The sequence below is a fragment of the Nostoc sp. 'Peltigera membranacea cyanobiont' 232 genome, assembly GCF_002245985.1.
Classification (GTDB): domain Bacteria; phylum Cyanobacteriota; class Cyanobacteriia; order Cyanobacteriales; family Nostocaceae; genus Nostoc.
On the sequence record NZ_NOLK01000001.1, the window covers coordinates 164,130 to 185,058 of the forward strand.

Annotated in this window: 21 protein-coding genes and 1 tRNA gene; 12 read left to right on the forward strand and 10 right to left on the reverse strand. The window is 42.0% G+C overall.

Features of this window, described 5'->3' with window-relative positions:
• The first annotated feature begins 135 nt into the window (after nt 1-135).
• Together purF and CDG79_RS00735 are read left to right on the forward strand one after the other, a co-directional pair.
• Nucleotides 136-1,635: an amidophosphoribosyltransferase gene (gene purF, locus CDG79_RS00730; RefSeq protein ID WP_094339696.1), complete on the forward strand. Its 1,500-nt coding sequence runs from the start codon at nt 136-138 to the stop codon at nt 1,633-1,635.
• Between the two features lie 124 nt (nt 1,636-1,759).
• Nucleotides 1,760-2,326: a Uma2 family endonuclease gene (locus CDG79_RS00735; protein ID WP_094339697.1), complete on the forward strand. Its 567-nt coding sequence runs from the start codon at nt 1,760-1,762 to the stop codon at nt 2,324-2,326.
• A gap of 182 nt (nt 2,327-2,508) precedes the next feature.
• Here CDG79_RS00735 and CDG79_RS00740 read toward each other — a convergent pair whose 3' ends face one another.
• From CDG79_RS00740 to CDG79_RS00760, 5 genes are all read right to left on the reverse strand, one after another.
• Nucleotides 2,509-3,018: a GNAT family N-acetyltransferase gene (locus tag CDG79_RS00740; protein WP_189524840.1), complete on the reverse strand. Its 510-nt coding sequence runs from the start codon at nt 3,016-3,018 to the stop codon at nt 2,509-2,511.
• Nucleotides 3,018-3,335, reverse strand: coding sequence for a type II toxin-antitoxin system TacA family antitoxin (locus tag CDG79_RS00745; protein ID WP_223277963.1), 318 nt, complete (start codon nt 3,333-3,335; stop codon nt 3,018-3,020). Before CDG79_RS00745 ends, CDG79_RS00740 begins: the two co-directional genes overlap by 1 nt.
• A gap of 219 nt (nt 3,336-3,554) precedes the next feature.
• Complete coding sequence (locus tag CDG79_RS00750; RefSeq protein ID WP_094339700.1) at nt 3,555-3,836, reverse strand: hypothetical protein; 282 nt, start codon at nt 3,834-3,836, stop codon at nt 3,555-3,557.
• A 58-nt stretch (nt 3,837-3,894) separates the two neighbouring features.
• Nucleotides 3,895-4,941: an ABC transporter permease gene (locus CDG79_RS00755; RefSeq protein WP_094339742.1), complete on the reverse strand. Its 1,047-nt coding sequence runs from the start codon at nt 4,939-4,941 to the stop codon at nt 3,895-3,897.
• Between the two features lie 105 nt (nt 4,942-5,046).
• A complete protein-coding gene (locus CDG79_RS00760; RefSeq protein WP_094339701.1) occupies nt 5,047-5,565 on the reverse strand; it encodes an adenine phosphoribosyltransferase in 519 nt (172 codons plus the stop codon).
• 429 nt (nt 5,566-5,994) lie between these two features.
• On the opposite strand from CDG79_RS00760, the gene CDG79_RS00770 reads away from it, so the two are divergent.
• The 4 genes from CDG79_RS00770 (at nt 5,995) to gmk (ending at nt 9,733) form a co-directional block, all read left to right on the forward strand.
• A complete protein-coding gene (locus CDG79_RS00770) occupies nt 5,995-6,621 on the forward strand; it encodes a DUF3038 domain-containing protein (protein WP_094339703.1) in 627 nt (208 codons plus the stop codon).
• Nucleotides 6,618-8,051 carry a DUF4335 domain-containing protein gene (locus tag CDG79_RS00775; protein WP_094339704.1) on the forward strand — a complete coding sequence of 478 codons (1,434 nt, stop codon included), beginning with the start codon at nt 6,618-6,620 and terminating at the stop codon, nt 8,049-8,051. Before CDG79_RS00770 ends, CDG79_RS00775 begins: the two co-directional genes overlap by 4 nt.
• A 654-nt stretch (nt 8,052-8,705) precedes the next feature.
• On the forward strand, nt 8,706-8,972 hold the full coding sequence (gene remA, locus CDG79_RS00780) for an extracellular matrix/biofilm regulator RemA (protein WP_012410221.1): 267 nt from the start codon (nt 8,706-8,708) through the stop codon (nt 8,970-8,972).
• 164 nt (nt 8,973-9,136) lie between these two features.
• The gene (gene gmk / locus CDG79_RS00785) at nt 9,137-9,733 is read left to right on the forward strand and encodes a guanylate kinase (protein WP_094339705.1); all 597 of its coding nucleotides are present in this window, start codon (nt 9,137-9,139) and stop codon (nt 9,731-9,733) included.
• Nucleotides 9,734-9,829: 96 nt separating this feature from the next.
• Here gmk and CDG79_RS00790 read toward each other — a convergent pair whose 3' ends face one another.
• The 3 genes from CDG79_RS00790 to CDG79_RS00800 form a co-directional block, all read right to left on the reverse strand.
• Entirely contained in the window at nt 9,830-10,351 is a 522-nt protein-coding gene (locus tag CDG79_RS00790) for a photosystem I reaction center protein subunit XI (RefSeq protein ID WP_094339706.1), read from the reverse strand.
• A 273-nt stretch (nt 10,352-10,624) separates the two neighbouring features.
• Entirely contained in the window at nt 10,625-10,774 is a 150-nt protein-coding gene (psaJ, locus tag CDG79_RS00795; protein WP_094339707.1) for a photosystem I reaction center subunit IX, read from the reverse strand.
• Nucleotides 10,775-10,814: 40 nt separating this feature from the next.
• Nucleotides 10,815-11,309, reverse strand: a complete 495-nt coding sequence (locus CDG79_RS00800) for a Photosystem I reaction center subunit III (protein WP_094339708.1) — start codon at nt 11,307-11,309, stop codon at nt 10,815-10,817.
• A gap of 266 nt (nt 11,310-11,575) precedes the next feature.
• On the opposite strand from CDG79_RS00800, the gene tsaD reads away from it, so the two are divergent.
• Nucleotides 11,576-12,625: a tRNA (adenosine(37)-N6)-threonylcarbamoyltransferase complex transferase subunit TsaD gene (gene tsaD / locus CDG79_RS00805; protein ID WP_094339709.1), complete on the forward strand. Its 1,050-nt coding sequence runs from the start codon at nt 11,576-11,578 to the stop codon at nt 12,623-12,625.
• 161 nt (nt 12,626-12,786) lie between these two features.
• Here the strand turns inward: tsaD and CDG79_RS00810 are convergent, their stop codons facing one another.
• Together CDG79_RS00810 and CDG79_RS00815 are read right to left on the reverse strand one after the other, a co-directional pair.
• Nucleotides 12,787-13,701 carry an alpha/beta fold hydrolase gene (locus tag CDG79_RS00810; protein ID WP_094339710.1) on the reverse strand — a complete coding sequence of 305 codons (915 nt, stop codon included), beginning with the start codon at nt 13,699-13,701 and terminating at the stop codon, nt 12,787-12,789.
• A 108-nt stretch (nt 13,702-13,809) separates the two neighbouring features.
• Nucleotides 13,810-14,529, reverse strand: a complete 720-nt coding sequence (locus CDG79_RS00815; RefSeq protein ID WP_012410214.1) for a hypothetical protein — start codon at nt 14,527-14,529, stop codon at nt 13,810-13,812.
• Nucleotides 14,530-15,082: 553 nt separating this feature from the next.
• Here CDG79_RS00815 and CDG79_RS00820 point away from each other — a divergent pair.
• The 5 genes from CDG79_RS00820 to CDG79_RS00840 all read left to right on the forward strand — a co-directional run bounded on the left by CDG79_RS00820 (nt 15,083) and on the right by CDG79_RS00840 (nt 20,892).
• A complete protein-coding gene (locus tag CDG79_RS00820) occupies nt 15,083-15,631 on the forward strand; it encodes a GNAT family N-acetyltransferase (RefSeq protein ID WP_094339711.1) in 549 nt (182 codons plus the stop codon).
• Between the two features lie 305 nt (nt 15,632-15,936).
• Nucleotides 15,937-16,010 (forward strand) — tRNA-Pro (locus CDG79_RS00825).
• A 566-nt stretch (nt 16,011-16,576) separates the two neighbouring features.
• Nucleotides 16,577-17,410 carry a Tic22 family protein gene (locus tag CDG79_RS00830; protein WP_143855388.1) on the forward strand — a complete coding sequence of 278 codons (834 nt, stop codon included), beginning with the start codon at nt 16,577-16,579 and terminating at the stop codon, nt 17,408-17,410.
• Between the two features lie 25 nt (nt 17,411-17,435).
• The gene (prmC, locus tag CDG79_RS00835) at nt 17,436-18,326 is read left to right on the forward strand and encodes a peptide chain release factor N(5)-glutamine methyltransferase (RefSeq protein ID WP_094339713.1); all 891 of its coding nucleotides are present in this window, start codon (nt 17,436-17,438) and stop codon (nt 18,324-18,326) included.
• 1,204 nt (nt 18,327-19,530) lie between these two features.
• Nucleotides 19,531-20,892: an aminotransferase class I/II-fold pyridoxal phosphate-dependent enzyme gene (locus CDG79_RS00840; RefSeq protein WP_094339714.1), complete on the forward strand. Its 1,362-nt coding sequence runs from the start codon at nt 19,531-19,533 to the stop codon at nt 20,890-20,892.
• Nucleotides 20,893-20,929 lie beyond the last annotated feature (37 nt).

Consider the following 20,929-nt stretch of genomic DNA (forward strand, 5'->3'; position numbering starts at 1 on the left):
GTAGCATAACGATTTCAAGCCTTGTAAGGATTTAGCATTGCTAAATCCTTACAGTGATGGGCTAACAATTACGAATTACGTATTATCAATTACGAATTATTTTGACTTGACCCCCCCACCAGGAGCAAAGCTAGCATGACCTCTATTCATTCTGTCACTTCGGATGAATGCCCCGACCCTACCAACAACCCAATTAATAGTCATGAAAATCAGCCTGACAAGCCAGAAGAAGCTTGTGGTGTTTTTGGCATCTACGCACCAGGAGAAAATGTTGCTAAACTGACCTACTTTGGATTGTACGCCCTCCAGCATCGGGGTCAAGAATCAGCTGGGATTGCCACTTTTGAGGGAACACAAGTCCATCTCCACAAAGATATGGGCTTAGTGTCTCAAGTCTTCAATGAATCCGTTTTGGATCAATTACCTGGTAGCCTTGCTGTTGGCCACACTCGTTATTCCACCACAGGTTCTAGCCGCAAAGTTAATGCCCAACCCGCAGTTCTGGAAACTCGCTTAGGTTCATTAGCCTTAGCACATAATGGTAATTTAGTCAATACCGTACAACTGCGTCAAGAGTTGATTGAGAAAAAATACAACTTAATCACCACAACAGACTCAGAAATGATTGCTTTTGCGATCGCAGAAGCCGTCAACGCTGGTGCAGATTGGCTAGAAGGTTCAATTCAGGCATTTCACCGTTGCCAAGGAGCCTTTAGTTTAGTTATTGGCACTCCTAACGGAGTTATGGGTGTCCGTGACACCAATGGTATTCGTCCCCTGGTAATTGGGACTTTAGCGGGTAATCCAGTTCGTTACGTTTTGGCATCCGAGACTTGTGGTTTAGACATCATTGGAGCCGAATACCTGCGAGATGTAGAACCAGGCGAATTAGTTTGGATTACTGAAGAAGGTTTGGCTTCCTATCATTGGAGTCAACAGCCTCAAAGGAAATTGTGTATTTTTGAGATGATTTACTTTGCCCGCCCTGATAGCATTATGCATAACGAGAGTTTGTACAGCTATCGGATGCGGTTAGGACATCAACTAGCTAAAGAATCTTGTGTCGATGCCGATATAGTCTTTGGTGTTCCTGATTCTGGTATCCCTGCTGCGATCGGATTTTCCCAGGCTTCTGGTGTAGCTTACGCTGAAGGACTGATTAAAAATCGCTATGTTGGACGAACTTTTATTCAGCCGACACAAACCATGCGCGAGTCAGGTATCCGCATGAAACTTAACCCGCTTAAAGATGTGTTGGCGGGTAAACGAGTAATTATTGTTGATGACTCAATTGTTCGCGGTACTACCAGCCGTAAACTAGTCAAAACCTTGCGTGAAGCGGGTGCAGTGGAAGTACACATGCGAATCTCCTCTCCGCCAGTAACTCACCCCTGCTTCTACGGCATCGATACCGATTCTCAGGATCAGCTGATTGCTGCTACCAAGTCAGTAGCGGAAATTGCCAAGCAACTGGAAGTAGATAGCCTCGCCTATCTGAGTTGGGAAGGAATGTTAGAAGCGACACGAGAAGACACCAATAGTTTCTGCTCTGCCTGCTTTACTGGAGATTATCCCGTAGCGATTCCTGAGCTAGTGAAGCGTTCTAAGTTGAGTTTAGAAAAGGTAGTGGTGTAGACGCTGGGAGCATTAGGGAGATGAGGGAGTTAGGAGGAGAAAGGCGTGAATAATTCCTAACTCCTAACTAATGCCCCATTTCTACTCAGGCTAAAATAAGTAAATCCCCTAATAAAGATGGTTTATGAACCAGCCGATATCTGAAAGAGTGCGCTGGACTACCGCCGATTTAGAGTTGTTTCCAGATAACGGGAATCGCTATGAAATTATTGACGGAGAATTGTTTGTGACCAGAGCGCCTCACTGGAATCATCAAAAAACTTGTGTCAGAATTAGTACTTCCTTGGATACTTGGTCACAGACTACTGGTTTGGGAGAAGTTGTGACTGCTCCAGGCATAATTTTTGGGGATAATGATAATGTAATTCCTGATGTTGTCTGGGCTAGCAATGAGAGGTTGCCCTTGCTTTTAGACGAGGCGGGGCATTTGAGTGGTGCGCCAGAACTGGTAATAGAGGTACTGTCTGCTGGGATTGAAAACGAAAAGCGGGATAGGGAATTTAAACTAAAGCTTTACTCAGCAAGAGGTGTTAGGGAATATTGGATTGTGGATTGGCGCAACCAACAGGTGGAAGTTTATCGACGCGAACAAGCGAGTTTAAAGTTAGTTGCTACGTTGTTCAATGGCGATGAGTTGAACTCACCCATATTGCCTGATTTTACTTGTGCGATCGCATCCTTATTTACTTAACACAAGTTCGCAGAATTGCCGTAATTTCTTAGTATTCGCAATTTTTAATAAATTGATCGCACATCCCCCTCTAGGTTAGAATTTAATCTGGCAGATGATCGGTAGAGGTTGGGGTATATCTTCTGTTTAAGTTTAAAATTTAAAATCCTCCTAATTCGCTTGTGCAGAATTTGGAGGAGTAATTAATCTATAAGGTTTGCTCGAATATCTTTTAAAGTCATCATTAGCGTTAATGGTTCTATTGGCGATGGTTGAAACCCGTATTTTAAATAAAATCTTTTGGCTTCTTCATCCTTAGCGTGAACCAAAACACATCTAATACCCACCATTTGGGATACTGTTAAAGTACGAATAATAGCATCTTTCAATAAACCAGACCCTATACCCCGTCCTTCCCATTTGGTATCTACAGCAAGTCTCCCGATAAGCATACATGGTATAGGGTCTGGTGCGTTCCGTTTAGCTTTGCTAACAGCCATTAAATGAGTTACAGAAGCAGTTGCTAAACAGTAATAGCCTATTACTTGATTTTCAATAGTTACTACAAAAGTTCTAGCCGTATCCCCCTCATTTTTTAAAGCTTTCTCCTTCAGCCAATTATTCAAAGCTTCTGATTTAGATTCAAATTCTAATACATCATGCTTAAGAGTAAGTGGCTGAGGAGGATTAATAATTTTTGTTTGTTTCGTCATTAATCCCAAGGAGATTTAGTCGTTAATAATTTATGAATTTCTTCGTTTGTTTTAGGTGGTGAGTCCAAAATAGCAAGGAATTTTTGATATCTTTCCTCGTCTAACGCAAAGAAGGTCTTGTCACAGATGACTTTCTCTGCTTCTCGACAGGCAGCTTCTAACATAAAGTCAGAACGGTTCTTGCCAAGAATCGATGCAGCATTATCAATTAAATCCCGTTGTTGTTCTTGAACTCTAATATTAATTACTTGGTTACGACCAAGGTTATCCATTTTAGAACGGGCAAGCATTGGGTATCTTCCATGTGTGTATCTCATTTAGCGTTGCTGAATTAAGTTTTAAGCTTTATTCAGCAATACTTAATATCTAATATAGAACATTGTGTATACAACGTCAACACAAAATTTTGGGTTTAATCAGTTGTGTAATTACCGATACTTGCCATAGACAAGAGGACTTTTCAAACATCCTCTTAAACAAATTAGTAAGCCATGTCTGACGACAAGCCGAAGGAGCATCTACGCTAATCCATAAATTTAACTATGCTGCAAAAACTCAACCTTGGGCAATAACGGGTCAGTCACAATACCCACACCGCTAAAACCCCAGCGTTTGAGCAAGTTACCCAACTGTGTACGCGCAATAGATTCTACAGTAAAGCGATTTGCCACTTCTGCCGCATGGGTATTGAGATAGCTAAGGGCATCAAAGTTTTCTTGAAACAGCAATAAATAACCCGATGTTTCGGCGTCAGGACGAGCTATGAGATAATTTCCGTCAGTTTTTGAGCGCACCAAATAATAGACTTCGGACAGCATGGAGATGGGGATGGGGAGAGTGGGATAAAACCAATGACAAATGACAAATGACAAATGACTAATTGAGATTTTCTAGGCGAATGCGCGGATCGGCAGCTTTTAACATTAAATCGGCGATTAAATTACCAGCAATCAGTAACACTGCACCCATTACCAAGCTTGCCATTAATAAATATAAATCTTGAGCTTGTAAAGCCTGTAAAGTCAACCTTCCTAAACCGGGCCAGTTGAAGAAAAATTCGGCAATGAAAGCACCGTTTAATAAACCAGCTAATTCAAAACCCAACAAGGTAATCAAGGGATTTATCGCATTGCGGAGAGCGTGAACGTAGATCACACGATTTTCTGGCAATCCTTTGGCGCGAGCCGTTTGGATATAATCTTGACGCAGCACATCCAATAATTCGCCGCGAGTGATGCGTTGTAAACCAGCAAAACTGGTAATTGAGAGGGCGATGGTGGGTAAAATCATGTGCCAGCCGACATCTAAGATTCTGCCAAACCATGTCAGTTCAGAGTGATTGATGCTAGTCATGCTACCCACGGGGAATAAGGGCGAGGTGATTTGAGCTAAAACCAGTAGTGCTAAGGCAGTGATGAAACTGGGAAAGCCTTGTCCGGCGTAGCTAATAACCTGTAAAATCCGGTCTGAAAGCTTATTTTGGTTAACAGCAGCAAAAATTCCGAGAGGGATAGCGATCGCCCATGTGACAATCAAAGATGCGATCGCTAATAGCAAAGTCGCTGGTACTCTTTCCCACAAAAGTGATGCCACTGAACGTTGATAAATAAAACTCGTGCCAAAATCCCCTTTTGTCAAGATTCGCCATATCCATAGCCAAAACTGCTCTGGCCAAGACTTATCCAGACCAAACTGCCGCTTTATTTCCTCAATTCTTTCTGGAGATATCTTCGGGTTTTGCCGCAGCGTATCTACATAATCCCCTGGAGCGAGTTGAATAATGAAAAACGACAACGCTGATGCCAAAAACAAAGTCAGTAGTGCCTGCAATACCCGCTTTGCCACATAAATAAAAGTTTCGCTCGTGACTAGCCTGATTAGCCAATCCCGACCTGTCTCCAAGGAAATTCTCGTAGATGTCATTTGTTCTTTGTCCTTTGTCCTTTGTCCTTTGTCATTTGTCTTTTGTTTGCTAATGACCAATGACCAATGACCAATGACCAATGACAAATAACTAATGACAAATAACTAATATTCGATTAGAGAGATAATCGGCACATCCGGCAGATATTTACGCCCTTCTAAATCCCGTAGCTCGATAATAAACCCAAATCCTACTAATTCGCAGCCAATCTTCTGTACTAACTTTGCTGTTACGCTCGCAGTTCCACCAGTGGCAATCAAATCGTCCACAATCAAAACTCGGCTACCGTGATGTAAAGCATCTTGATGAATTTCCAGGCAGTCAGTACCATATTCTAGATCGTATTCAATTGAGTGAACTGCTGCTGGTAACTTACCTCTTTTGCGGACGGGAATAAAACCAGCCCCTAATTGATAAGCCAGAGGTGAGCCAAAAATAAATCCCCTTGACTCTATACCAATTACATAATCTGGCTTTATTTCAGCTTCATTGCATTTTTGTGTTAAAAAGTCAACAGTATACCGCAATCCCTCTGGATCGCGCAGTAATGTAGTAATATCCCGAAATAAAATTCCGGGTTTGGGAAAATCTGGGATGTCACGAACGAGAGACTTTAAATCCATAAGAAGCGCGATGGGGAAAGGGGAATGGGGATTAGAAAAAGTCAGGAGTGGAGAGTGAGGAGTTATGAATTTAAATTCATAGCTATCCCAGTCCCCAGTCCCCAGTCCCTAATCCCTAATTTTCAGATACCTGAAAAATCGTACACTATAATGTCATACGCTGGGGTCGGGGCTGAAGCTTCACCCTTTATTGACGATAATTAGAATCTAAACCAAGCTAGAAAAGGTATTGCACTAAGAAATGAGGTGAATTTATTTATGTTTTTAAAAGTTTGATTTCAATATAGGGAAAACTGTGAGTAGAAAGAGTTAAGTAATGTATATATCAGGTAGTCATGCTACTGCTACAAGTCTAACGTTCAAGTCTTGGCTATCGATATTAAATTTGTTTTATCTAGTCTGTTGGAACCGCACAAGGTATTTTATAGAATGAATGTCTCAGCAAGTTTAACGCCGTTCAACAGTCCAACTCAAGATTCACTGCCGACGATTCTGGACACTTTGCCAGATCCTGCGATCGCTTCCAAAACGTGTCCTCGGAGAACGCGGTTGCAAATTGACCTGATTTTATTGGCAATTGAAGCTTTAGAGCTTGGTGGTTCGGAAGCAATCTTGAGTTTTGCTCAAGAGTTGGATCTAAAAGGAATTGTTAAAGACAGAGTAAATTTATGGCGGATGCGTAGCTCTAACCCGCTACGGAGAGCGCATATCCGCCGTCCCTTAACTATCATGGAAGCAAAAGCTCTAGTAGTTATTGCTTGCTATATAGCGCGGCGTTTAACTGTTGTCATCCGCCAGTTATTAATGATATGTCAACAAATGGAAGAAAAGCAGATTCCATTAGAACAGAATTTGCGCCTATCTAATTACCTAGAGCGGTTTAGAGCGCATTTTAAGAGCCGGATGAATGCTCGGCGCTCAGGTTTACTAGCATTAACTTCTGATGAAAAATTAGATGAGCTTGCTATAAATTTGTTAGGACAATTACTATTTTGTACTGGTACAGCTGGAATGCAGAGGTTCTGGATTAGTCTTTTTGACGGTGAAGTGGAATGAATATTCAACGTAAGTACAGTCTACCTAATTGTACACTACTTTTAGAAGGGTTAAGTGATGTCACTAGGGCTGCACACTTCCAGGAAATGCGCCCGGAATTATCAATATTGGTAAATGCAGAATGCTATTTATCTGGTTATAATCAGCCCCTAACTGGAGGGCGGGAATTTTTTGAAAGTTTGGTGAGGGCTGTTAGTGGCTATGCCCAAGAATTTTTAAGTAGTGTACCAAACCCCCAAGCACACAACCAGGAATCGGAGCTAGTAGAGTTTCGGAAAGTTGACAGCAATCGACACAGGCTAATTATACATTCTGAAGGCGCTCCAGAGGGGTTTGAGTCTCACTCTAATAATTCCAAACGTCCACCTATTGAAATAGATTTGAATACAGTACAGTTGTTTGATTTAGTGGAAGCAGTGGATCAGTTTTTTGCTGATAGCCAAACTTTACCTGAACTTTCCCTAGAACTACAACCAGTTACCAGACGCTATGGCGGTGCTAGTCAAGCTTTGATTAGACAGGCTGTTCCTGCTGCTGTGGGTGTGTCAAGTTTAGCAGTAGCAGCGATCGCCTTTAACTTGATTCCACCTCCCCAAATACGTCCACCACAACCCCAACCAGAAAAGCAAAGTAGCTCTACAACAAACAATATCACTCCCCCAGCATCAGCGGCCGCAACGCCTATCGCGGTTGCAACACCCACACCAACGTCCACGGCTAATACAAAGCCGGCAGTTCAAGATTTAGAAGCACTTTTAAATACAGTTCCAGAAATTACCGATCCATCCCAACTGCGGGCATTGAATCGTCAAGTGTACAACCAAATTCATCCAGCTTGGACTAATCGTTCAGGATTGAAGGAAGAATTAATTTATCGTCTAGGTGTAGCTGCGGATGGTGCGATCGTTGGTTATAAAGCGGTAAATAAAGAGGCGAATCTGGGAGTGAGTCAAACTCCTCTGCCTAATGTACTTTATAATCCAGCTAGCCGCCCTCCCATTTCCAAGGAACCTATTGCCCAATTCCGAGTAGTATTTACTACAAGAGGTGTGCTAGAAGTGAGTCCTTGGCGGGGATATGCTAGAACACCAGAGGTAGTGGGTGCAAAAATTACTGACTCTAATATAGTCAAAAGTTTAAACCAAAAACTTTATAATACAGTTCGCCAAACTTGGAGTGGTACTCACACCTTTACACGAGATTTGAAATATCGAGTGGCAGTCAATAAAGATGGTGTAATTGCCGATTATGAACCACTTAACCAAGTCGCCTTTGACTATTTCCGAGAAACACCCCTTCCGAAGATGTTTAACGATGTCTACGGCTCCAATGTAGCACCTCCTAATGATAAAGAACCTCTCGCCCACTTCCAAGTGATATTTAAACCTAACAGCACGCTGGAAGTTACCCCTTGGCAGGGATATCAGTAATTGGGAATGGGGAATGGGGAAAGAATTAAGTTCCCATTCCCTATTCCATCTGGATTTTAGATAAGCATTAAGCTTGGGTAACAGTTCATCAAGAATTGGCTTAAATCTGCTGACATGTTCGTTTGTCAAAAATTGCACTTTATTTAATCCGCATTCCTAAGCGTGGACTTCAACTATAAGACTCGGAATTCATTCCAAGGTGGGATGGAAGCACAGTGCGAGATTTAAAATATATCGCTGCGGCAATACTTGTCTGTACACCGTAGCCTTTTAGAAGAGAGCAGAGTCTATTGTATACAAACGAAAAGCGCTAAAAGTAGCTTTTCCAAGAGGGGTAAAGCTACTTTTATTACCTTTTATTCTTTTCCCAACTTCTGGAAAAAGTCGATTTTGCTCTCCATCAATTTCTGAGTCAAATACTTATTGCAAACAAAATAAATGTACATCATCCAACTAGCTGGTATCAGTGAAATTGCGTCTATGTCTTTGGGAGGATTTTCCCGAAATTTAGCTGATAAACAGCTAAAAAAAGCAGACATTATTTAAAAACGAAGGCTGGCTTGAATTTAAGCGTTGTAACTCCCGTTCTTTGGCGATAACATAGAAATAAGTTTATTTCAAACTTCTCAAACCGCCTTTGGCGTGAGTTTTTTTATGGAGATCCAATTAATCAACATCGGCTTTGGTAACATTGTGTCTGCTAACCGAGTAGTTGCCATTGTCAGTCCAGAGTCTGCCCCAATTAAGCGGATTATTACTGATGCACGGGACAGAGGTCAACTGATTGATGCAACTTACGGTCGTCGGACTAGGGCCGTAATTATCACCGATTCCAGCCACGTAATTCTGTCGGCGATTCAGCCAGAAACGGTAGCGAATCGCTTTGTAATTTCCCGCGATCATCAAACTGTAGATAATTAGCAGTGGATTATTCCTACTCCTCTTTGCACCGGATCAGCAGTACTATGTGAATTAGATAAGTTTTCTGTCGCCCTTGCTACAAACTCTTTAGTTACTAGTGGACTTGGCCGGGAACACAAGACTAATGAATAATATCTATTGATGATTCACAGATTGAGGGGATAATGCCAGTTTTACCCATCCAGAGTAGTGTTACCACCGAAGATTGCTTATATTTAGGCAGGTTGATTGTTTTAACTGGCCCTAGTGGGGTTGGTAAAGGTACTTTAATGCGATCGCTCCTACAACGTCACCCAGAACTTTATTTTTCAGTATCTGCAACAACTCGTTCTCCCCGTCCAGGGGAAATCGATGGCAAAAATTATTACTTTGTCAGCCGTAGTAAGTTTGAACAATTAGTGGCTGAAGGTGAATTTTTAGAATGGGCAGAATTTGCTGGTAACTATTACGGCACTCCCCGTGAAGCTGTACTTAACCAAATTCATTCTGGTAAGTTGGTAGTGCTAGAAATTGAACTAGAAGGCGCAAGACAAATTCGTGCTTCCTTCCCCAGTGCCCTTAGCATTTTTATTTTACCGCCTTCTTTTGATGAATTGGAGAAACGAATACGCTCTCGTGCCCAAGACTCTGAAGAAGCGATCGCCCGCCGTCTACTCCGCGCCCAAGAAGAGATTCAAGCCGCAGATGAATTTGATATTCAAATCGTTAACGACGATTTTGAAACTGCTTTAAATGACATTGAAACGGTTTTGTTTAAATAAGCGAAGAGTTAATTAGGAGTTAAGAGTTAAGAGTTAGAAGTTATGAACTTTAACTCCTAACTCCTTACTTCTAACTCCTAACTCTTAATTTCTCAATTAACCAAATAAACCTTGAATTAGTCCGAGGTTACTAGTCAAAAAGTAAGCAACTACTGCACCACCAATACCACCAATTAAGAAAGAACTGGCAAAGTTGTTCCAGCTTTCTTTAGAGTTAAAAGCATCTACCGGGGGATTGGGTACGGTAACGCTAGAAAGTGCTTTGTCGGGATTGCTATTGGAATACAAGGATAGACAAGCGGTGAGCAAAACCACCAAGCCGATAGCTCCCAGTAAACCAGCCAAGTTAGCGTTAGCTGTATCCCGCAGCGGGCCCAATTTGGCGAAGGGGCCAAATAGCAAGTAACCATGAGCCTGTCCAACTTCTAAACCGCGTCTGGCAGGAGATAGACCTGGGCGATAGGCAGGTAAGTTATTAATGAACCACTTGCTCAAGGGAGAAGAATTAATTGGGGTCTCTAGGTTGCCCAATTGCGGATCGCGAAATGCAGGGAAAACAACTTCCCTATTTCTGGGATCGCTGGGGAGATTCTTTGATGCATCTACAGCTTGTGCCATATTTTATGTTCGCCTCTAAATTTAAAATGGTGCCATTTTTATATTAATAATAATTGTAGCTAAAGATGTCTTTTGGCTAAGAAGTTTAGAAAAATTAATTTAGCTAGTTTTAAAAGAGTGAAACTCGCGAACTGTAAACAGGATCGCGAGTTTCAAAAAACTATTTGTGCTGCCTATTTTGGTGATAATTCTGGCTAACTAAGCTGAATACATCTACTACATAATTCTAGGCAAAACACAAGAAATTCATCTGTGCTAAATTCCATTTTCTACTTATGGTAGTGGGTGGAAAAGTAAGTCGGGGAAAAAGCGGTTGAATTCAATCAAGATACCTGCTGTGATTGTCAGCCAGATGGTAGCTGCCACAGGTGCTGTGGAAATAAATTTGATCAAATAAGCTGATTGATCGCCTTTGTCTGCCATGAATTTAGTCTCCAAAACGAAGTGAATTAATTAAGCTGATTTAGCGTGGAGAAACAGGGATTTCTGAATCCTTGGCTGCTAATTTGCCAGAGAGTAATTCTTGAACAGCTGCTGCTGGCCAAGCAAAACCTGTAGCGATGATGGGTAGTGCCAAACCAAGATCGATTTGGATTTCTTTGAGTTCAGTGTCAGATTCCTTCTTGATCGCTTGCAGATAGGCACGACCTACCCAGCCAATCCAGCCAGCAATATATAAAAACAGAATGCTGGGGATCAAAAAGTCACCAGCCCGATCTAGACGACCATCAACAATCAAGTGGGGGTAGCCTTCAGGGCCGCACAGCGCCTGAGAATAACGCTCAAACCGCTTTTTCCCAGATTCGGGGTCGGCAGTTGTATTACGGGCATTAGCTGCTAGCTCTTGAAAAGCGGGATTGTCCTTGCACGGTGTCAAATTAGCCCCTAAAGCTTGTGCTGGGGAGGCGAAATTGAACCAAAGACAAATCGCTAACATCAAAGCAAACAATCGTCGCATAGAGTTGTTTCCTTTTATTACAAAACAAGAAGTTCTTTGTACAAAACGAAGCGGCTTGTACAGTTGTTTATTTGCATAACTAGGAAGTCATCATACTCTTGGGTGGGAACCGAGTAAAGTTTAAGTAAATAAAAGTTAAAGCTTCTCAACCAAAATGCAGTAGCAAGTCTTGAGTGCTGAGTATAAGAATTGGTGTTGTAGGGTAGTAAAGAAGCAAGATTTTCTCTTTATTACTCAGGACTCCAGACTCAGTACTGATTACCTCAATGACAACCGTTTTAGCAATAGAAACCAGTTGTGACGAAACTGCCGTCGCAATTGTTAAGAATCGTAAAGTTTGCAGCAGTATTGTAGCCTCGCAAATTCCAGTTCATCAACAGTATGGCGGGGTAGTACCGGAAGTCGCGTCTCGCCAGCACTTGGAAACGATAAATGTTGCGATCGCACAAGCCCTAGAGCAAGCCCAGCTAGACTGGGGAAAAATTGACGCAATCGCCGCCACTTCTGCCCCTGGACTTGTAGGAGCGCTGTTAGTAGGGTTAACTGCTGCTAAAACCCTAGCGATGGTACACAACAAGCCATTTTTGGGAGTTCATCACCTGGAAGGTCACATTTATGCAACTTACTTGAGCGAATCAAGTTTAAATCCCCCTTTCTTGAGTTTATTAGTTTCTGGCGGACATACAAGCTTGATTTTTGTCAAAGATTGTGGTATTTACGAAACACTAGGACAAACCCGTGATGATGCTGCGGGTGAAGCCTTTGATAAAGTGGCGCGATTATTAAAGCTGGGTTATCCCGGTGGGCCAGTAATTGACAAGTTGGCACAACAGGGAAATCCCCAAGCCTTTGCCTTACCAGAAGGAAAAGTTTCTTTACCGGGCGGCGGGTTTCATCGTTATGATGCGAGTTTTAGTGGGTTAAAAACGGCTGTATTGCGTTTAGTGCAGCAATTAGAGAAAGATGGTGGACAAGTGCCAGTAGCAGATGTAGCAGCTAGCTTTCAGGAAACCGTAGCGCGATCGCTAACCAAAAGAGCGATCGCCTGTGCCTTAGACTATGGTCTAGATACAATTGCTATTGGTGGCGGTGTAGCAGCTAATAGCGGATTAAGAAAAAATCTCCAAGCCGCAGCCGTTCAACATAACCTCCGTGTCCTATTCCCACCTCTAAAATTCTGTACCGATAACGCTGCTATGATCGGCTGTGCCGCCGCAGATCATCTATCCCGTGGTCATACATCGCCCCTCACACTAGGCGTTGAGTCTAGGTTAGCACTGACCCAAGTGATGAAGTTGTATCACTCTTTTGAGTAGTCATTAGTCATTAGTCATTTGTCATTTGTGAATAACCAATGACCAATGACCAATGACCAATGACCAATGACCAATGACCAATGACCAATGACCAATGACCAATGACCAATGACCAATGACCAATGACCAATGACCAATGACCAATGACCAATGACCAATGACTAATGACTAATGACTATTGACCGAATTCGAGCGGCTACTTCATCAGGCTGTTCCAACATCGCTAGATGTCCGCAATGAGGAATTTCCAGAACATTGTCACCACAGTATTGAAACAGCCTGTGAAAGCTAGCTAAATGGCGCACATACTTGGGTTCCATAACCTTATCTTCCGCACCAGCCAAAAAATAAACTGGCTGCTTCAGTTGAGATACTAGCTCAGGTAAACGATTGATTTCTTCCTCAGTTGTGGAATCTAACAGAGTTCCTAGCGCTGCTTCTGGGTCAGCCACAACGAAATCAATCAGCCTCTGACGAGCCCAATGGCGGTCTAAAGGACGAACTACACTGGCTCTAGTAAACAGCAAATCAATCAAAGGCACTTGGGATAGCCAACGCGGGCGGACTTGCAAAAATTTCTGACCCGCCGAGCGAAACTGCTCAAAGGCTTCTTTGAGGTAAATACCACCGCCAGCGTTGATACAGATAACTCCCTTAACACACTCAGGTATTCGATCTGCTCCCCAAAGAGCGATCGTACCTCCCAATGAGTGACCAATTAGCCAAGCACTGGTAATATTCAGTTGTTTTAGGAGAATGGCTAAATCCTGAGCATAGGCAACAGGAGTATAAAGAGAATTGATTGGCGAGCCAAGCCCACTACTAAAAATAGGCATCAGACTCAGAGAAGTTTGGGCCCCACTAAAATCGGTTTTTACCTGGGACTGGGATTCACCAAAACCCCGCAAATCATAAGAAAGGCACTGCAAATCATCTGATAGGCGGGAAATCACAGGTTGCCAATATCCACGGCTATTAAGCCAACCGTGAATAAATACTAAAGCATGGGGGCAGGAAGAACTGGGAGCCGTTAGCTCGTATGCGTGTGGAACGCCCAAGATTTCGATAGTTGCCATGCTTATATCGTAACCCGAAGGGCGGGTGCGACTAAATACGGAATAGAAAGAGAGTTAGGAGTGAGGAGTTAGGAATTGTTAATTTTTAACTGATAACTCCTCACTTTTTCATTTCCCCAGCAACCTCTGTCGCACCCCTTCGGCAATTTTGTGACCGAGATATTCAGGAATAAGGCTTTCATTTGGCCCCAACAAGTAGAGAATTAGCCGTGTACGCCCGCGCCAAACCAATAAATTGGCATTGACTACCAGCAGGTCTTCTTGCCAGATGGCATACATCACTTTGTAGAATAATCCTGGTTGATTATCGGCTTCAATTACTAGGGCAGGGAGATGAAAGACCGGATCGACATAGAACTCAGTTTGTACCTGCTCTAAGCCAGTATCAAGATTAAATTCTACTGCCAACATCTCTTCTACCTCAAACCGACCTCCTAAAGCCTCGCGAATGGCGCGACAGACATTTTCTGCGGTTTTCTCGGTTAAGGCTTTACTACCACGAGATACCAATAATTTGATAAAAACTAACATCGGCGGACGGATCTGACCGTATAGACTCAGACCGTGAATAGTCAACCCATAAGCTGCTAGTACACCAAAAATATCGCTGAGGAGAAAAGATTGGTTGCGGTAAGCAAAATGCAAAGCACTTTTACTACCTTCCGGTTTCAGTTCAATAACAGCGCGTCTAGTTTTATAGAGACGGTAGGCTAACCGTAAATTTTGCAGTTGAATCTCACTGCTGACAAATTGCTCATAAAACTGGGGAAACGCTCGATTAAAGCGCTTTAGGAGTTCCAGTGTTGAAGATTTTAAACCAGAAGCCATTGTTAAGGGTAAGACTCGCTTGCTTTCGTCACCTGGGTGTTGGGTGTTGGGTGTTGGGTGTTGGGTGTTGGGTGTTGGGGACTAGGGACTAGGGACTAGGGAAGAACTTTCCCAAAGACTCAATCTCTTGTATACAATTCACTCCTAAGCTAACGTGCATTTAAGCTCTATACGAGCAATTGCCAGGATTTGGTTTTTCCATATTAAATTTTTAATTTGAAGCAGAGGCTTCTGACAATCATAACTTCGGTGTCCAATTGCATTAGCAAGTAAGAGGGCGAACTGAACAGGATGCGATCTGGAATTTTGAATTATGAATTAGTTTATATCCTTACCCTTTTGGTGAATTTCTCCTAGCCTTTACAACAAAATGCTAAAGTTGAAAATGATTGGTGTGAAACACGCTCTAACTAGCTGTTACCATTGTAAATCCCGAAAACAACCGAAAAACTTTGAGTGTAAGGGATAGTAAATGGGGATAGCTATGTTAAACATGAATCAACACTCCTGAGAGTGGAAACCAATTTAGTTATACTACCCGAACCACGTTGGCATGGGTTTTTGGAAAACTTGGTTTAGTACTCCTGAATCTGTAGCGACAACTAGGACAAACCCCTTTGAAGAACGTGTTGATGCTGCGGGCAACTCCAACCCCACCAGCATTAGCGAAGCTTCTTCAAAGGAGACTCGCATCGTCTTCAGTACTGAGCGAGATATTGACCTGTATGAGCTAGAAGAACTCTGTGATGCAGTTGGTTGGTCGCGTCGTCCTCTAAGAAAAGTGAAAAAAGCTATTGAGCATAGTTTTCTTGTCGCCTCAATGTGGCAGGTGAGAGGAAACCAAAAGCGGCTCATTGGTTTTGCCCGCGCTACCTCAGATCACGCGTTTAATGCCACTATTTGGGATGTGGTGGTTCACCCAGACTTCCAAAGTCAAGGACTGGGTAAGGCACTAATGAAATACGTTCTGAAAAAACTTAGAAGTGAAGAAATTAGTAATGTGACTCTCTTCGCCGACCCCCATGTTGTAGATTTCTACCGGACTATGGGGTTTATGGCTGATCCAGAAGGCATTAAAGGCATGTTCTGGTATCCTCACTAGCACTCGATCAAAATAAAACCCGATTTGCATAAGAAAATCAGGTCAAATGGTGAAAATCTATTATTTTGATGTGGTTTTGCTTTTTTTCTGCCGACGAAGGCGCAAGTGTATATATATCTTGTAAAACTAAGTCGGCAAAAAACCTTTGTTAGTATAAAAATGTAATTTATCTTGTTCTTGGCAAAACAGAAAAAAGGTTAGGCACAAGCCGTATGATGTGATATTATAGATTTCATGGTTTTGGTGAAGCGAAATTCGCTTTAATGGAAAATTGAAACCAAAGTCCAAAAGTAGATGAGTGGAAACGGGATGTAGCGCAGCTTGGTAGCGCGCCTGCTTTGGGAGCAGGATGCCGCAGGTTCAAATCCTGTCATCCCGATTTAGATAGTATATTTAATAGCTAAGGCGAACTCAATAGGCTTTTCTTGCTATAGTGTGTGATTTATTTATAGGTTTTTACGGTTAAGAACAAATCGCCTGTTAGAGTATTGGTCTGGCTGTTGAACCGTTACACACGCATTTCGCCCTCAAGTTGTAAGATATTCCTGATACTGAGCTTTCTATCAGATTTGAGAAGATATTAAAGCAAGGGCAGATGGAACGATTGATTTAGTAATAGCGTCACCCGATATTAGAGAAAGCCGATAAAATGGCATTTATCATATCCAAGGTTGGAGAGACTGAAAAGCTTTTCACTGTCGGACAAGACATATAATAGGCATCTACGGCATTTCGTGGTAAATAGCAAAGCGAAATCGATAAAAACACAACTTTTGCACAGTCTATTTGTGAAAACCATACTACAGCAACCCTAAATAGTTGTAGAATATTGGATTCTGACCGTTGACGCTTAACACTCAACCTCAACGCTCACAATGAATTTTTTACAACTGAAATAGATTGCTATATAACTAAAGCTAGTTGGTGCTGTGCAAATCCAACCATTTGTTTAATTTAATTGGATTATTGATGCGAGGAGCAGTCATGAAATCATTTATTCGCTTAGGCGCAACATTGGGTATAGCTGGGAGTGTATTTTTAACGGGACTTTCAGGAATAGGGAATCTACCGGGAATAGGCAATCTAGAGGCGGTAGCATTGCCACAAGATCAGATAGTGAAAAAGCTCCAAGAAGTACCTGTATTCACGCTCACCAATCCTAAAGGTGAATTCGTAGTTCTTTCGAGGAAAAACGAATCCAAAACGATCTCGCAAGTTGGATTTTTTATTAGCAAGCAAGATGCTCAAACATTCCTTGACAATCGGCTCAAAAAAGAAAACCCCCAGTTGGCAAGCACGCTACAGGTGAGACCTTTGTCCTTGGCAGACTACTATAAAATAGTCCAAGAAAGCAAAAAGAAATCAGACTCTGTAATTTACACTTTAGTCCCGACGCAAGCACAGGTAGCTTCAGCAACAAGTATGCTGAATCAAAATGGTAAAAAAGGGCAGCAATTCAATGGCATTCCCTTATTTGTACCTAAATTTAAGAAAGATAATAGCTATTTGACCATTCCCCTTGCAAAAGGCAACGAGCGATTCATCCCATTCTTTTTTGAAAAAGAGCAAGCAGTGGCTCTGTTAGATCAATTCAAAAAAGCCGTGCCAAAGGAAGCAGACAACACTGAAATACAGGTAGTGGATTTATATGGTGTTATGGAGGCTCTCAATAGCAGCACCGACCCTAGTATAAATAAAATTGTTCTGTATCCATCGCGGGAGTCCATCAGTTTTATTCGATCGCTTGCGCCAAATCAGTCATCCGCGCCTAAAAAATAACGGATATGCTCTCCAAGGTTGAAGTATGGGGGAGAAACATCTGATAGTTTCTGGTTTACAACTTTGGCAGTGGCGAAATGCAGCTATCCAAGCAGCGATCGCCACTGATGTCTCTCCAAGGGAGGTAGATTGGCTGCTCTTAGAAGTTGCTGGGTTAGATCGCTTGTCACTGCGTTTGGAATCTTTTAAAGACTGGCCGCAAATTCAGTTGCAATTGCCTCTAGAAGAGTTAGACTGGCTATGGCAGAGACGATTGAGCGATCGCTTGCCAGTGCAGTATATTGCCGGAGTAACACCTTGGCGTAACTTTCAAATCGCGGTGTCAAGCGCAGTTTTGATTCCCAGACCAGAGACAGAGTGCTTAATTGATTTAGCTTTAGCAGCTGCTAACGATGTGTCAGGACATTGGGCAGATTTAGGTACTGGGAGTGGAGTGATCGCACTAGGATTAGCAGATGTCTTGCCAAAAGCAACAATTCATGCAGTTGATTACAGTTTAGAAGCTTTGGCGATCGCTCGAACCAACGCCGCTAATTTGGGTTTTGCTGACCGGATTAAATTTTATCAAGGTTCCTGGTGGGAGCCACTGGCATTCTTAAAAGGTCAGTTTAGTGGTATGGTGTCGAACCCGCCTTACATACCCACCAGTACCTTACCTACCTTGCAACCAGAAGTAGTTAACCATGAACCACATCTAGCTTTGGATGGTGGTGGTGATGGCTTAGATTGCATCCGCCATTTGATAGAAATCTCCCCTAGTTATTTACAACCTGGTGGCGTGTGGCTGATTGAGATGATGGCAGGACAGGCGGATGCCGTCGGAAAATTTTTGCAAAATCAAGGTAGCTATCACAATATTCAAATTCACGCTGATTTAGCTGGAATTGAACGCTTTGCCCTAGCTTATAAAAGTTAGGGTTTTTCTTTCTCAATTTTGCTATCTCCATCTGTTTGAGCCATTCCAACATCACTGGAATATCATCAATCACAAAAGAACTTATCTTTACCATTTACCTCATTTAACTGTTTTCTAGACTCCCTTGATTCCTAAACCGTAATGCAGTCGGGTTATAAAATACACCTATTCCTTTTCGCTCAAGGCATTAATTTATTTTGCCATCTTCAAACGAGCGAACGTACAGTTATTGATATTATCTCCGCTATTAACGAAGTTTTTAGAATAGCACAAGCAATCGGCAATTCGTCTAAACCAATTATGTGGTTGTTATATATCTAGGCATATTCTGCATCTATATCTACCTATATATTTTTATCTAAACATTTTGTTCAACTCATTTTGTTTAGCTTTTGTTGATTGACAACCCCGAAAAATAATGATAGTTTTAATTTCGGATTGAAAAAGAATTTTAATCCATCCAAATTTACAACACATCTAAAAATGTTTAGAAATAGGTAGATTTTCTACCTATTTGGTTAAAACTAAATGAAGTTACTAGATCAAAGGGATTGTACTGCTTTAATTTCTGTAGATAGTGGTCTTGTTAAAGAGTTTAGACAAAAAGACCAAAATATTTATCTGTATTCTCTTCCACTTAAAATCATGTTTAAAGTGGAAAATTGGGTAGAATATTGGCCAACTGGCACTCCTCGTTAAATTAAACACAGTAATCTTAAATGCTTTATAAAACTGAGAATAGATTAAGCCTCTCTAGTTTTATGATGCTCACACTTCAAATAAGATTGCTCTAGAAAGTACTTGATGATGTTTGCTGGCTAATATTCAAAGTCAAAATAACACTAGTTTTTAGCGAAATCAGTTTTAGCAGTTTTTATGGTAGACAAGTGCTTTGTAAACTACAGCATATAGACAACATAAAAATGCTAGTAATAGAGCTTTATTCAGATAAAAATTGCTAGCTATTCTGAATAAATTTACTAAAAAGGTAGATATAGTTTTTATCAGAAAAACGCTATTAACCTGTGTGATTGACTATTTTAGAAAAATGTAAAATCCCTTTGTATTCACACGCAGAGTAAGACACTTGCGTGTAGGAACTACTCATAATTTGTAATCGCATTAGGTCTATTAATTAAAAGACTTGAGTGGTTAATTTGCTTTGCTAAAAACAGAAAAACAGACGGAGGTAGAGTTCACCATAATGTTAAGTAAACAGACTAATAAATCCCCAGAAGATGTTAAGAATATATGGGCTGCACCAGATACTAGCAGCCATGCCGAGAATTTTTCCTTCAAAGATTTTTTCCCAGCAATCGGTTCATCCTTAGCTGAACGTGTAAAGCCTTGTTCTAATTGGTTGCATACGCCAAATACTTCCATAGGTTCCAATGCCTGTATGCTGAATTATTTCCCTCGTGAGGTTGTTGGGCCGATTGAAAATCGAACTCTCATCAAAGATCCGCTCACTGGTGAAATCAGATCGATGCTGATGTTCGGATCGAATAACTACCTTGGATTAACCACCCATCCCTATGTTCGAGAAGCAGCAAAGCGAGCTATTGAAGAATTTGGTGTTGGTATGGGTGGGCCACCTTTACTCAATGGTATGAGTAGCCTTCATCGCCAACTTGAAGCTCGTATTGCCCAATTCAAAGGCGCTGAAGATGCTCTCCTTTTTGCTAGTGGATTTCAAGCACAGTTAGGCTGGGTTAATGGTCTGTTACGGGATGATGATATTTTGATCTGCGACGAGTTAGGCCATGCCAGTCTATATGATGCCATTAAGCTAGTTTCTATGGGTTCCAAGGTTCGTGCTTTTAGCTTCAAGCATAACGACTGCAACGACCTCGAACAACGTCTGATTAAATGTCAGCAATTGGGAACACCGGAACGATTAATCTATGTGGCTGTCGAAGGTGTGTATTCGATGGATGGCGACTTAGCGCCACTCGTAGCAATTCGTGAACTTTGCGATCGCTATGGGGCTATTCTTGTCGTGGATGATGCCCACGGCACTGGTGTCATGGGTAAAAAGGGCGGCGGTAGCGACGAACACTTTGGTCTTAAAGGTCGAATTGATGTAACGATGGGGACATTTAGTAAGGCATTGGGTGTCACAGGCGGCTTTATCGCTGCTAGTCGTGATGTAATCGAGTATCTACGCTTCTTTGCTCGGTCTTATATGTTCTCAGCATCTTTGCCTGCTCCTGTGATTGCGGCTGTCTTGGCAGGTCTGGATATCATCGAGCGAGAGCCAGAGCGGATTAGTCAACTTCGGGTCAATAGCACTTACTTATTGCAGCAACTCCAAGAGGCAGGATTCCAAGCCAGCAGCGATTCCGCAATTATACCAGTGAGAATCCCGGCAGAAGTCGAAATTCGCACACTTGCGTGGAGATTTCACCAAGAAGGCATCTTTGTGAATTCCGTCGAGTACCCTGCTGTTCCCCTCAATGCCCAAAGACTCCGAATTAGTGTCATGGCAACCCATACACAAGAAGATTTAGACACATTTATTCACATTTTCCAAAAATTGGATTGTGAATTAGGCATCATTCGATAAATCGTTGACGGTTAGAGAGACGCGATAAATCGCCGTC